Source organism: Streptosporangium sp. NBC_01810 (genome assembly GCF_035917355.1).
In the GTDB taxonomy this organism is placed as follows: Bacteria; Actinomycetota; Actinomycetes; order Streptosporangiales; family Streptosporangiaceae; genus Streptosporangium.
Genome location: NZ_CP109070.1, coordinates 248,453 through 260,632 on the forward strand (window position 1 = coordinate 248,453; position 12,180 = coordinate 260,632).

General features: G+C 69.0%; 10 protein-coding genes, 1 pseudogene and 1 riboswitch. Of the genes and pseudogenes, 4 read left to right on the plus strand and 7 right to left on the minus strand.

Annotation, left to right across the window (positions count from 1 at the left end; translation table 11 throughout):
* Positions 1-154 precede the first annotated feature (154 nt).
* Positions 155-751: a C40 family peptidase gene (locus OIE13_RS01085; protein ID WP_326644036.1), complete on the minus strand. Its 597-nt coding sequence runs from the start codon at positions 749-751 to the stop codon at positions 155-157.
* Positions 739-969, minus strand: a riboswitch (cyclic di-AMP (ydaO/yuaA leader). (Overlaps the previous gene by 13 nt.)
* A 147-nt stretch (positions 970-1,116) precedes the next feature.
* On the opposite strand from OIE13_RS01085, the gene OIE13_RS01090 reads away from it, so the two are divergent.
* Both OIE13_RS01090 and OIE13_RS01095 read left to right on the plus strand, forming a co-directional pair.
* The gene (locus OIE13_RS01090; protein ID WP_326644034.1) at positions 1,117-2,163 is read left to right on the plus strand and encodes a 3-isopropylmalate dehydrogenase; all 1,047 of its coding nucleotides are present in this window, start codon (positions 1,117-1,119) and stop codon (positions 2,161-2,163) included.
* 170 nt (positions 2,164-2,333) lie between these two features.
* Positions 2,334-3,428: a branched-chain amino acid aminotransferase gene (locus OIE13_RS01095; RefSeq protein WP_326644032.1), complete on the plus strand. Its 1,095-nt coding sequence runs from the start codon at positions 2,334-2,336 to the stop codon at positions 3,426-3,428.
* Positions 3,429-3,488: 60 nt separating this feature from the next.
* Here OIE13_RS01095 and OIE13_RS01100 read toward each other — a convergent pair whose 3' ends face one another.
* The 3 genes and pseudogenes from OIE13_RS01100 to OIE13_RS01115 all read right to left on the minus strand — a co-directional run bounded on the left by OIE13_RS01100 (position 3,489) and on the right by OIE13_RS01115 (position 6,530).
* Positions 3,489-4,139, minus strand: coding sequence for a Uma2 family endonuclease (locus tag OIE13_RS01100; RefSeq protein ID WP_326829425.1), 651 nt, complete (start codon positions 4,137-4,139; stop codon positions 3,489-3,491).
* Positions 4,081-5,678 (minus strand): annotated as a pseudogene (gene iscB, locus OIE13_RS36520) (RNA-guided endonuclease IscB). The gene OIE13_RS01100 and the pseudogene iscB overlap by 59 nt, the downstream one beginning before the upstream one ends.
* Positions 5,679-5,876: 198 nt before the next feature.
* A complete protein-coding gene (locus OIE13_RS01115; protein ID WP_326644026.1) occupies positions 5,877-6,530 on the minus strand; it encodes an O-methyltransferase in 654 nt (217 codons plus the stop codon).
* Between the two features lie 287 nt (positions 6,531-6,817).
* Here OIE13_RS01115 and cimA point away from each other — a divergent pair, with 287 nt between their 5' ends.
* Positions 6,818-8,392: a citramalate synthase gene (gene cimA, locus OIE13_RS01120; RefSeq protein WP_326644024.1), complete on the plus strand. Its 1,575-nt coding sequence runs from the start codon at positions 6,818-6,820 to the stop codon at positions 8,390-8,392.
* A gap of 104 nt (positions 8,393-8,496) precedes the next feature.
* Here the strand turns inward: cimA and OIE13_RS01125 are convergent, their stop codons facing one another.
* On the minus strand, positions 8,497-10,176 hold the full coding sequence (locus tag OIE13_RS01125) for a heparinase II/III family protein (protein WP_326829427.1): 1,680 nt from the start codon (positions 10,174-10,176) through the stop codon (positions 8,497-8,499).
* Positions 10,177-10,382: 206 nt separating this feature from the next.
* Here OIE13_RS01125 and OIE13_RS01130 point away from each other — a divergent pair, with 206 nt between their 5' ends.
* Positions 10,383-10,979, plus strand: coding sequence for an HD domain-containing protein (locus tag OIE13_RS01130; RefSeq protein WP_326829428.1), 597 nt, complete (start codon positions 10,383-10,385; stop codon positions 10,977-10,979).
* Positions 10,980-11,117: 138 nt separating this feature from the next.
* Here the strand turns inward: OIE13_RS01130 and OIE13_RS01135 are convergent, their stop codons facing one another.
* Together OIE13_RS01135 and OIE13_RS01140 are read right to left on the minus strand one after the other, a co-directional pair.
* The gene (locus OIE13_RS01135; RefSeq protein ID WP_326644019.1) at positions 11,118-11,537 is read right to left on the minus strand and encodes an antibiotic biosynthesis monooxygenase family protein; all 420 of its coding nucleotides are present in this window, start codon (positions 11,535-11,537) and stop codon (positions 11,118-11,120) included.
* 52 nt (positions 11,538-11,589) lie between these two features.
* On the minus strand, positions 11,590-12,177 hold the full coding sequence (locus OIE13_RS01140; RefSeq protein ID WP_326644018.1) for an alkaline shock response membrane anchor protein AmaP: 588 nt from the start codon (positions 12,175-12,177) through the stop codon (positions 11,590-11,592).
* Positions 12,178-12,180 lie beyond the last annotated feature (3 nt).

Genomic DNA, 12,180 nt, shown 5'->3' on the forward strand with positions numbered 1-12,180 from the left:
TGGAACCGCGCCGAAGAGGTCGAGGACGAGGCCGCCGAGGCGCTCCAGACCGCCCTGGACCGCCGGGACAACGGTGGTGCTCCCATCCGCTGAACCTGATTCCCGATGCCGTCGGGATTTTTGGGGCTTTCTACCGGTTGCCGGCCGGCGTGTCCTATCCGCCGGTCGCGATTTTGATCTGTTCGGTCAGCTTGACCCCCTGCGGATCGGGGCGCACCGCGCCGACGAAGGAGGACCGGCGCCAGGCGCTGAGCTTCTCCTCCTTGACCACGTCGCCGCTCCGCGGGGCGTGGACCATGTAACCGGGCCTGGTGATCATGCCGACGTGGCCGAGGCCGCTGAAGAAGGCCAGGTCACCGGGCTTGAGATCCTTCCAGGCGATCTTCTTGGAGAAGGCCGCGTACTGGTCGTTGGTGACGCGGGGCAGTGTGATCCCGGCGGCGCCGTAGGCGCGGAGCATCAGGCCCGAGCAGTCGAAGCCGCCGTTGCCGGTGCCGCCCCAGACGTAGGGCGTGCCGCGCTTGGACATGGCCCAATTCACGGCTTTCCGCCAGGCGGGCCTGGGCGTCGCGCTTTTCAGCGCCGCCTTCAGCGTGGAGGTGCCGAGCGCGGGGGATTCGGGGGAGGGGAGGGGGGCGGCGGCCAGTGCCGCTGTCGGCGCCATGGCCGAGGCCGCGAACACCGCGGCGCCGGAGACGAGGATGGACAGGACGCGAGAGTACATCTTGCCGGACAGGATGATTCCTTCCATAGGGCCGGCCGGGTGAGCTGTCGGGCTCGGGCGTGGAGGCCGCCCTACGGTGCGCGAGCGCACCGATTCGCCCCAAGGAATCCCGTGATGGCGGCCGGGAACGCGCTCCGGGGGAGGAGCGGGTTCCCGGGGGCCGGGTGGATCCCGGAAAAAGTGGTTCCCCGGCTCCGTACGGGCCGATAAGGGGATGGTCCGTACGGATTAGGCATCAATGTGAATGGGGAGGACGATAACGAAACCTCGCGAAACGGTCAATAGGGAGTAAAAAAGGACAAAGTGATCACATGTGGACGTGTGGACGTGTTGACGTGTCCGAAGAGTGAGACCGGTGTTCGATCACCGAGACGGACAGGTAAGGTGCCTGCATGGATTCGCGTAACATTCGCCTGGCGGTCATCCCCGGGGACGGGATCGGAGTCGAGGTCGTCACCGAGGGACTGAAGGTCCTCGAAGCGGTCGGCACCAAGATGGAGACCACCACGTACGACCTCGGAGCCAAGCGCTACCACGAGACCGGCGAGACCCTGCCCGACCCGCTCCTCGACGAGCTACGCGGATACGACGCGATCCTGCTCGGCGCGGTCGGCGACCCCAGCGTGCCCCCGGGCATCCTGGAGCGCGATCTGCTGCTCAAGCTCCGCTTCCAGCTCGACCACTACGTGAACCTCCGCCCGGTCAAGCTCTTCCCCGGCGTCGAGACGCCGCTGGGCAATGCCCGCCCCGAGGACATCGACATGATCGTCATCCGCGAGGGCACCGAGGGCCTGTACGCCGGAGCCGGCGGCGTCCTGCGCCGCGGCACGCCGCACGAGATCGCCACCCAGGAATCGCTGAACACCGCCTACGGGGTCGAGCGTGTGGTGCGCTACGCCTTCGAGAAGGCCGTGGCCCGCCCCCGCAAGAAGCTGACGCTGGTCCACAAGACCAATGTGCTCACCTACGCAGGCGACCTCTGGGCCCGCACGTTCGACCGGGTCAGCCTGGAGTATCCCGAGGTCCAGACCGACTACTGCCACATCGACGCGGCCTCGATGTTCTTCGTCAGCCAGCCGGAGCGCTTCGACGTGATCGTCACCGACAACCTCTTCGGCGACATCATCACCGACATCGGCGCGGCGATCGCCGGTGGCATCGGCCTGGCGGCCAGCGGCAACGTCAACCCCGACCGCACCGCGCCGAGCATGTTCGAGCCGGTCCACGGCAGCGCCCCCGACATCGCGGGCCAGGGCAAGGCCGACCCGACCGCCACGATCCTGTCGGTCGCCATGCTCCTGGACCACCTGGGCCTGGCCGACGAGGCGGCCCGGGTCGAGCAGGCCGTCGCCGACGACCTGCTCGAGCGGCTGGCCGGCTGGGCCGGCCGGACCACCCAGGAGATCGGTGACGACATCACCGCGCGAGTAGCCGGCTGAGGAAGCCGCCCCCTCGACTCTGACGCGCCCGGCGGCTCTCTGAGCCGCCGGGCGCGTTTTTGTTTCCTCCGCACTGCCGGTTTGCGGCATGGATGCAGTAGTTTCCCGTTACCCGGTCCAACGCAGAATGGACCCGAGGTAAGCCAGACATCAAGATAAGGATCCGCGTCATGACCACCGCTCAGAAGCTCAGCTTCGACGTGCAGCTCTCCGACCACGCTCGTACCGCGGCCGAGCGCGAGCAGGTAATGGCGACTCCGGGGTTCGGTCAGGTCTTCACCGATCACATGATCTCGATCGACTACACCGAGGGCGAGGGCTGGCACGACGCCCGGCTCATGCCGTACGGCCCGCTCAGCCTCGACCCCGCGACCGCGGTCTTCCACTACGCGCAGGAGCTCTTCGAGGGCATGAAGGCGTACCGCCAGCAGAACGGTGCGATCGTGACCTTCCGCCCCGAGGCCAACGCCGCCCGCTTCAACACCTCCGCGCTGCGGATGGCCATGCCCGAGCTGCCCGAGGAGACGTTCGTCGAGTCGCTGGAACTGCTCGTCCAGACCGACCGCGAGTGGGTTCCGACCAGGCCCGGACACAGCCTCTACCTGCGCCCCTTCATGATCGCCACGCAGCCGGCGCTCGGGGTCAACTACCCCTCCAGGACCTACAAGTACATGGTGATCGCCTCTCCGGCGGCGGCCTACTTCGGCGGCGGGCAGGCGGTCAGCGTCTGGCTCTCCACCGAGTACACCCGTGCGGCCCCCGGCGGCACCGGCTTCGCCAAGTGCGGCGGCAACTACGCCGCGGCCTTCGTGGCCCAGCGCCAGGCCGTCGAGCAGGGCTGTGACCAGGTGGTCTGGCTGGATGCGAGCGAGCACCGCTACGTCGAGGAGATGGGCGGGATGAACCTGTTCTTCGTCTACGGTGACCGCCTGCTGACCCCGGCGCTCACCGGCACGCTCCTGCCGGGCATCACCCGCGACTCGATCCTCGCCCTCGCCGCGGACCTCGGCCTGCGGGCGGAGGAGGGGCGGCTGTCGATCGAGGAGTGGCAGCGGGGCTGCGAGTCGGGCGAGCTCACCGAGGTCTTCGCCTGTGGCACCGCCGCGGTCGTCACCCCGGTCGGCTCGGTCAAGGGTGCGGACCGCGGCTGGACGATCGGCGACGGCACCCAGGGGCCCGTCACCGAGAGGATCCGCGAGGAGCTCGTGGGCATCCAGTACGGTTCCCGCCCGGACTCGCACAACTGGGTCCACAAGATCTGCTAGTCCCGTCCCCTTGGAGGAAGCCCGGTCTCCAATCCGGCCGGGCCTCCTCCTGCGGCGGGTCTATCCTTCGCTCAGCTTGCCGGTGTCGATCGTGAGGTTCCACGGCGCGGGCAGCTCAAGCGGCTTGCCGATCGACTCGGTGATCTCGTCGGAGTACCCCTCCGGCCCTGGCCTGCTGAGCAGCCTGAAGCGGTTCGCGAAGGTGTCTATCACCAGGTAGAGCGGAACTCCCGCGAGTGCGCAGGCCCGCGGTTTGACCACGTGGTCATCGTGAACGCTGCTGGGGGAGACGACTTCGGCGACCAGTAGCGTGGCGTTGGCGTACACGTGGCTGGGGTCCCAGAGGGGAGGGTTCGGGGGAACGACGACGAGGTCAGGTTCGAAGCGGTCCGCCTGCACCTGCAGGAGGAGTTTGGCCTCGGGGTAGACACGCCATCCCTTCTCTATGGAGAACGGTATGAGCTCCGCCATGAGCTGGTAAGCGACTTCGGCGTGAGCGATCGTGGGCATCTCCCTCACCACGATCCGGCCGTTGATGATCTCGATTCGGTGCTTCTCGAACCGATCGACGAGCTCCAGGTAGAGCCGTTCGAGCTCTTCCTGATCGTTGATCTGGTATGCGATCGATCTTTTCATGAGTAGTCCCACGAGGTCATCGGTTACTTCCAGCGTGGATACCTCCGCCCTCGGGCGGGGGAGGAAACGCGGCACTGTGCCGCGCTTCTGGGTGGGTGATGTAACCGTAGCCGTCGGCTCGTTGGAGCAGGCGAACATGGCGGTGGTGGATGCCCTGCACGAGGCCGTGCCGGGTGCGAATGTTGAATTTGCCGGTGGAGCGGACCGCGACCCGCCCCGTGTGCGTCCCGGTTTTGGTGCCGGTCGGGACGATGGCGCGGACCAGGTCGCCGGTCTGGTAGCCGTGGTGGCGTTTGGTGCGGGGTAGTGCCAGCCGGGGGAATCCGTAGCGGTCGCTGCGGGTGCGGCGGTAAGTGCCGCGCCCGGTCGCTGCGACCACCAGGATCACAGACGGCCAACCGGTCACGGTGTCGAGGTGGCCGACGTGCAGGGCGTCGAGGGTGTGGGATTTCGCGGCGCCGGTGCGGGACCGGTTCCATTTCGTGCGCCCGCCGGACGCGACGGCGACCGGTAGGCCGGTGGCCTCCAGTGCCCGCCACAGTGCCCACCGGGTGGCGTTCACGGCGGCGGCGTCCCGCAACGGGGCCTTGATCTGCCGCAGTACCTTCGCCAGCACCTTCGGCCGGTCGGCCAGGAACTCCTCGACCAAGGTGGCGGCCTTGGCCTGGTTGCACGGTATGCACGCCACGACAAGGTTGCTGAGGCGGTTGGAGCCGCCTCGGCTGTGCGGGTGGAGGTGGTCGAGGTTCAACGGTACGCCGGAGGCGCCGCAGTAGGCGCACGCCCGCCCCCACCTGGCCAGCAGGTACTCGCGGACCTCGTACCCGGCGAGGGTGCCCTGCTGGTATTCCACTCCTTCGAGTGGCCTGCCCGCCGACAGGGCGTGGGTGTCGAACGCGACCCGCTCGACGTGGACGGCCCGTACGGGCGCCCACCGGGTCAACCGGGTCGCCCACGACATGGTGGTGTCGACGCGGTGGCGCAGCGACGGCGCCAACCACCCCTGTGGTTTCGTGCGGTTGTTGAAGCGGGGGGGGCGCGGTAGCGCAGGTTCCGCGACCGGCGCCCCCGGCGTAGAGCGGCGCGGGCGGTGAGCCTGTCGCGGATCTGCCCGCCCCGGTGGTCGAGCTGAATGCCGTACAGGCCGGTGCGGTCGGCGTGGCCGGTGCGGAACACCGCGATGCCGGTGTGTTTGCTGCCGGGGTCGATGCCGACCTGCACACCCTGGACGACGGAGTCGGCCACGGTGCGGTCGCGCAGGCGGATGACGAACGGGGTGTGACGCACCACCACCGCCCGGCCCGCCGCCAGCAGGCGGCGGGCACGAGCCGGGTGGCATGGGTCAAGCGGGTGGCTGTGCACGTCCAGGACGAACACGGCCGGGTGAACCTCACGGTTCGCTCCCTCGGACGCCTCAGCGCCCTTGGGGTGACGCCGGTCAGATGGTGCGGCCTGGCCGGTCTCCCCTCGCCCAGGTTGAACACCCGTTGCCTTGCGGCGTCCACGTCCCGTTTCGTCCCGACCCTGCGGGGTGTCTGCTGACGTGGATTCGAGGATCCGGGGCTGAGGAAGCACCCCGGAGTCGGTCTGCCGGCGTGTGTTCAACGTAGCCATCTGGTTCGCACCTCCACATCGTGATGGCTGGGGCTGGTCAACATGGAGCTAGCGGTGCGCGGTGCGGCACTTCAAGCTCCGGCCTTCGGACCGGGGTCGTTGACCCTTCCCTCCGCGCGGGTGGGCGTAACGTGTTTGGCATGTCGCTTAAAGTAATCGAAAAGATTTCTGCCCGCCCGGGGTTCGGGAAAGTTCTCGTCAGTGCTTTCGAATCATGGTGAGGCCGTCGGCGATGGGGAGCATGATCGAGGTGACCCGCACGTCGGCGCTGACCATGTCGTTGAACTCGCGGATGTGTCTGACCGTCTCGTCGTCCCTGCTGGGATCGGCGACGTGGCCGTTCCACAGCGTGTTGTCGACGAGGATCACCCCGCCGGGGGCCAGGCGCGACATCAGGATCTCGTAGTAGACGGGATAGTTGACCTTGTCGGCGTCGATGAACGCCAGATCCACCGCGGGGTGCTCGGGGAGCTCGCGCAGCCGCTCGGCCGCCGGGCCGATCCTCAGCTCGATGCGGTCGGAGACCTGCGTCTTCTCCCAGTATCTCCGGGCCACCGCCGTCCACTCCTCGCTCACGTCGAAGCAGGTGAGCCCACCGCCGGGGGCGAGCCCGCGGGCGAGGCAGATGGAGGAGTAGCCGGTGAAGGTGCCCACCTCCACCGCGTTCCTGGCGCCGCAGATCTGAGCGATCATGGTGAGGAATCGCCCCTGGTCGGGGGAGATCTGCATTACCGCACTGTCGCCGGTCAGCTCGCGGGTCTCGACGGCGAGCGCGTCGAGGACGTCGTCGGGCAGGGTGGTGTGCGCGAGCAGATACTGCCCCACTGCGGGGTCGAGATAGGTCGCCTTCATGGGCCTCATTCTCGCCGGTGCGAGGCGATCGCGAGGCGATGACGGGAGTGAAGCCGGGCCGTGTCGGCAGGTCGCGGGTCTCAGATCCTAAGATCGATGTGTCGGATGCTGTCAGCGTGTGGCAGACTCCAAAGCATCATGTTCTACGGTCTGCTCATTATCGGCAGGCGCGCTGGCTGAAAAGGGACACCGCCAGCGCGCAGACCTCTCACGTCCGTGAGGGGTTTTTTTGTTTCTCGAAGCCGAATGAGCGCGCGGCGAATCATCGAACCGCGAAGGAGAACGACATGGCCGACGATCGCTTCCACGTGTACGACACGACTCTCCGTGACGGAGCCCAGCAGGAGGGGCTCAACCTCACGGTGGCCGACAAGCTGGCCATCGCGCGTCACCTGGACGGCCTGGGCGTCGGTTTCATCGAGGGAGGCTGGCCGGGGGCCAATCCCAAGGACACAGAGTTCTTCAGGCGCGCTCAAACAGAGCTCGACCTGAAGCACGCGCAGCTCGCCGCGTTCGGCGCGACCCGCCGGGCAGGTGCGAAGGCAGCCGACGACCCATTGGTGGCCGCGCTGCGCGAATCCGGCGCGCCGGTCGTGACCCTTGTCGCCAAGAGTCACGACCGGCACGTGGAGCTGGCCCTCCGCACGACCCTGGAGGAGAACCTCGCGATGATCCGCGACACGGTCTCCCACCTCCACGCGGAGGGGCAGAGGGTCTTCCTCGACGCCGAGCACTTCTTCGACGGCTACAAGTCCAACCCGGCGTACGCGCTGGAGGTGCTGCGCACCGCCGCCGAGGCGGGTGCCTCGGTCATCGCGCTCTGCGACACCAACGGGGGCATGCTCCCCGACGAGCTGGCCGAGGTCGTGCACGCGGCCGTCGGGACGTCGGCCAGGATCGGCATCCACTGCCACGACGACACCGGCTGCGCGGTCGCCAACACCCTGGCCGCGGTGAAGGCCGGCGCGACCCACGTGCAGGGCTGCGCCAACGGCTACGGCGAGCGCTCGGGCAACGCCAACCTGTTCACCGTGGTGGCCAACCTGCAGCTCAAGCGGGGATTCGACCTGGTGCCGAGGGAGGCGCTGGCCGACATGACCAGGATCGCCCACGCGGTCACCGAGGTCACCAACGTCACCCCCAACTCCCACGCCCCCTACGTCGGCGTCTCCGCCTTCGCGCACAAGGCCGGGCTGCACGCCAGCGCGATCAAGGTCGATCCCAACCTCTACCAGCACATCGACCCCGCCGAGGTCGGCAACGACATGCGCATGCTCGTCTCCGACATGGCCGGACGCGCCTCGGTCGAGCTCAAGGGGCGCGAGCTGGGCTACGAGCTGGCCCCCGAAACCTCGCGGGAGCTGGTGAACCGGGTCAAGGAGATGGAGTCGAAGGGGTACACCTTCGAGGCCGCCGACGCCTCCTTCGAGCTCCTGCTTCGCGACACCGTCGCGGGCGAGCGCAAGCGCCACTTCCAGGTCGAGTCCTGGCGGGTGATCGTCGAGCGGACCCGCGGCGGCGAGGTCGTCAGCGAGGCCACCGTGAAGCTGCACGCCAAGGGTGAGCGGATCGTCGCCACCGGCGAGGGCAACGGTCCGGTCAACGCCCTCGACCGGGCCGTACGGCAGGGACTTGAGCGGCTCTACCCCGAGCTGGCGGGGGTCGAGCTGATCGACTTCAAGGTACGCATCCTGGAGGGCGCGCACGGCACCGACGCCGTCACGCGCGTGCTGATCACCTCCAGCGACGCGGCCGGGGAGTGGTCCACCGTCGGCGTCGACGAGAACATCATCGAGGCGTCCTGGCAGGCGCTGGAGCAGGCCGTCACCTATGGCCTGCTGCGCGCCGGCCACACCGACTGAGGGGCGGCCTCCGGGGTGCTTTCCCTGGCCGGCTCGGAAACTTCCGGCCAGGGCGGATGCGGGCGGGCTCTTTGGGGCTCGCGCGCCCCGGCCGGGGCTTGTCGTCAGGAGAGGTCGGCGCCGCCGACGCGGAAGCTCACCGGGCCCTTGGAGGTCTCCACATTGACCTTGCCGCCGGAGCAGGAGAGAGACGGTTTTCCGGTACCGGGCACCAGCACGGTCAGTACGGAGTCGCCCGAGGCGGGGGAGACGACCGCGGGTGCGGGGTGTCTCTGCAGGTAGGCGGAGGAGACCCAGCCCTGGTAGGGGTTCTTCTGGCCGCGGACCACCTTGAGCCCGCCGACCGGCTTGCAGGAGGGCATCGAGACCTGCACGAGCGTCGCCTTCCAGCCCGCCTTGTCCTTCACCACGACCTGGCCGCCGCTGTTCGAGACGGTGGACAGGTCTCGCGAGAAGTGCCAGATGTTGCGGACCGAGGAGCCCTTGGGGACCGTGTCCAGCACGGCCATCAGGTCCCGTTCGTGGTTGACGAGCACCGAACGGGTCCTGGGCACGCCGTAGGCCCTGTCGGTCAGCCGGTAGCTCTGCCGCTCGGACCCGATCGAGGATTTGCTCAGGGTGGTGGCGGTCCTGCCGCGGAACCGGGCCCCGGACACGATCGAGGTGTTGTGCGCCTCGGCCGACATCGTCCAGTGCCGGTAGCCGCTGTTCTCGTACGAGTCGAAGCCGACGTCGACCAGGACGTCGCGGCCCTGGGCGTAGTAGGTCACGCCCAGGTGGTCCTCGTGGCCGTGGTACTTCATGCCGGGCCCGAAGCGGATGGAGTAGAACGCCGACTCGGGCTTGTCCCAGGCGGTGCGCCCGTAGACGTAGCCGTTGCCGAACACCCGCACCGTCTTCTTCGGGTGGGAGTAGCCGACGGGCCGCACGTCCGCGCCGCCGTCGCCGATCGGGACCATGAACCCGTCGGGCTGGGTGGAGTGGGAGATGAAGTCCTCCAGCGACTCCCAGCGGCGTGAGATGTCGGCGGGCACCTTCCGCCCGCACGACTTGATGTTGTCCATCGCGACCTTCAGACGCTCGTAGACGTAGATCGCGTAGCGGGGGGCCTGCTCGCGCAGCGCGCCCTGGGAGTCGACGTCGAGCTTCACGGTCTCGGTGAGCCGCCTGATCGCGAGGCTGGACCACTGGTCGCGGCCGTAGCGGCAACCGATGCCGAGCAGCGCGATGTCCTGGTCGATGCCGTGGTTGTGGCCCTTCTCATACAGCTTCGGGTCCGACAGCATCCTGGCGTGCTCGGCCAGGCTGCCGGAGAGCCACGACTCGTTGACGTGCTTGCTGAGGCAGACCAGCGCGGGGGCGCGCAGCGCGATCGGGTGCTCCTGCCAGGCGTACGGGCTGGTCCCCGCGCCGCCGCGGGGGTTGTCGGCCACCCAGTCCTTGGCGATCTCGGCGGCCCGCGCCAGGTACGCCTCGTTGCCGTTCGTCTCGTAGTCGGCGACGAGGCGGCCCATCCAGCGCAGCGAGTGGAAGACCATGCTCCAGGAGCGGTTCCGGTAGGGGTCGGTGCGCCAGTCGACGTTCTTGCCGATCTTCACCGGGGCCAGGTCCAGGAAGGCGACCTCGCCGTTCATGATGTCCGCCGCCGTCGGCGTGGCCGGCAGCCAGTCGCCCTGGCACTCAGCGGTGCGTTTTACCTCCTGTGCCTCCGCGGTGCCGGCCGTGGCACCACAGGTCATCAGGAGGACGAGGGAGAGAGCGAGTGCTTGTGTGCGGCGGCGCACGCCAGTTCCTTCCGGGCCGAACAAGGGGAGTGGATCATGCTGTCCGAATCCCACTGAACCGGTCAAGCCGGGAGAGGCGCTTCCGGGACATCGTTAGCAACTAGATGCGGGTCTCCCAGGTTTCCCGGAGGGTGTGGCCTGATCCTGCCGGCCGATGTCCCTGCGGCCACTCGCGGGTGCCTTCGTGTTTCGGCAGGCTGGGCGGTATGAGACTCGCCGACATCGTCATCCCCGACACACCGGCCGCCCGCGGCGCGCTGGAGGTGGCGACCGCCTACTGCTCGCCCGCCCTGCTCAACCACTCCGTGCGCGCCTACCTGTGGGCGGCGGCCTACGGTGCGATGAACGACGTCGCCTTCGACGCCGAGTTGCTGTACGTCGCGTCGATGATGCACGACATCGGCCTGGTCAAGGAGTTCGACAGCCACACCGTGCCGTTCGAGGAGGCGGGAGGCCATGTCGCGTGGGTCTTCGCCGCCGGGGCCGGATGGCCCGTCGAGCGCCGCGTGCGCGCGTCGGAGATCGTCGTACGCCACATGTGGGACAGTGTGGACCCCGCGTGGGACCCCGAGGGGCACCTGCTAGAACTCTCCACCGCGCTCGACATCTCAGGGCGCCGGCCGGAGGACTTCCCCCCGGGGCTCCGCGCCGAGGTGCTTGAGAGTTACCCCCGGAAGGGGATCGGCTCCGAGTTCACCGCGTGTCTCATGAACCAGGCCACGCGTAAGCCGGACAGCCTGGCCGGAGGGTTCGCCCGCTCCGGGGTCGCCGAGCGCATCGCCGCCAACCCCCTGGACCGCTGAGGGTACCCGGCTCGGCCCCGCTCCCTGGACCGCTGAGGGTACCCGGCTCGGCCCCGTTCCCGGGGGAGCGATCGGGAGCGGAGCGCGCGCCCGGAGCGGACCCGGGCGTGCGCTCCTCCTGGCCGGTGCCCCCGACGATCAGGCTCCGGGCGCGGGGCCGGTGCTCTGCACGACTTCAAAGGACCACAACTCGGCCCCGGAGGCGGCCGGGCCCTGCCCGTGGCCGTGCCCCTGGGCCGGGCCGCCCTGGTCCTGGCCGTGCCCGTGGCCCTGGGCCGCACTGTGGGCGTGGCCGTGCCCCTGACCGGCCTCGGCGGCGGCCTGGGCGTGGCCCCGCTGGAAGGCCTGGCTCTCGGTCCAGCGCTTGAAGTCCTCCTCGGAACGCCAGCGGGTGTAGACCAGGTAGCGGTCGGTGCCGTCCACCGGGCGGAGCAGTTCGAACCACTCGAACCCGTCCGCGGACTCGACCACTCCCGCCCGTCCGGAGAAGCGGCGCTCCAGCTCCTCGCGCATCTCCGCGGACACTGTCAGCACGTTTATCTTCACGACCGAAGGCACATCGTCTCCTCGAAGCATTGGTTTCCCTGATCACCCTATGATCGGTGCTCCGTCAGGCGACGGTCCTTCGGGGGGGCGGCGCGTCCCCCAGGCTCACCCGGGCGACGGCGGGCATGCGCTCGGTCTCCAGGGCCTGGCGCATGTGCGGGATGACCACCCCGCCCAGCTGCTCGCGGACCGCGCTCATCGGCGCGTCCTCGGCGACCGCCACCCGCATCCGTACGACGGGGTGCTCGCTCGTGCCGACTATCGCGGCGGTGGCGCCGATGATCGAGGGGTGCGAGCCCGCCTCGGCCGCCGCCGCGTCGGTCACGCTGTGCGTGTCCACCTCGGTGATCCCTGCGGGGCCGCCGTCCAGGCGTATGCCGCTCAGCTTCCGGCGGCGTCCCTGGACCAGCAGCCAGCGCAGGCCGAACAGCGCGAGCACTATCGCCGCCGCGGCGACCACCCACCACAGCCACGGGTCGTAGCGGGCGAACGGCGCACGCGTCCGGGCGTCCACGAGTGGCCCGTGGGCGGACGCCACGGCCGGAGAGAACGCCCCCGCGCCGCGCGCCATCGCCAGGGCGCCCAGGGCCATCAGGGCCAGTCCCACGAGCAGCAGCCCCAGCCGGTTGCCCCGGGCGGTCTTGTCGTCCATGGC

Excerpts from the sequence above, each read along its gene's own strand:
- OIE13_RS01085 (WP_326644036.1), bottom strand. The coding sequence starts at position 751 with ATGGAAGGAATCATCCTGTCCGGCAAGATGTACTCTCGCGTCCTGTCC.
- OIE13_RS01090 (WP_326644034.1), top strand. The coding sequence starts at position 1,117 with ATGGATTCGCGTAACATTCGCCTGGCGGTCATCCCCGGGGACGGGATC.
- OIE13_RS01095 (WP_326644032.1), top strand. The coding sequence starts at position 2,334 with ATGACCACCGCTCAGAAGCTCAGCTTCGACGTGCAGCTCTCCGACCAC.
- OIE13_RS01115 (WP_326644026.1), bottom strand. The coding sequence starts at position 6,530 with ATGAAGGCGACCTATCTCGACCCCGCAGTGGGGCAGTATCTGCTCGCG.
- cimA (WP_326644024.1), top strand. The coding sequence starts at position 6,818 with ATGGCCGACGATCGCTTCCACGTGTACGACACGACTCTCCGTGACGGA.
- OIE13_RS01130 (WP_326829428.1), top strand. The coding sequence starts at position 10,383 with ATGAGACTCGCCGACATCGTCATCCCCGACACACCGGCCGCCCGCGGC.
- OIE13_RS01140 (WP_326644018.1), bottom strand. The coding sequence starts at position 12,177 with ATGGACGACAAGACCGCCCGGGGCAACCGGCTGGGGCTGCTGCTCGTG.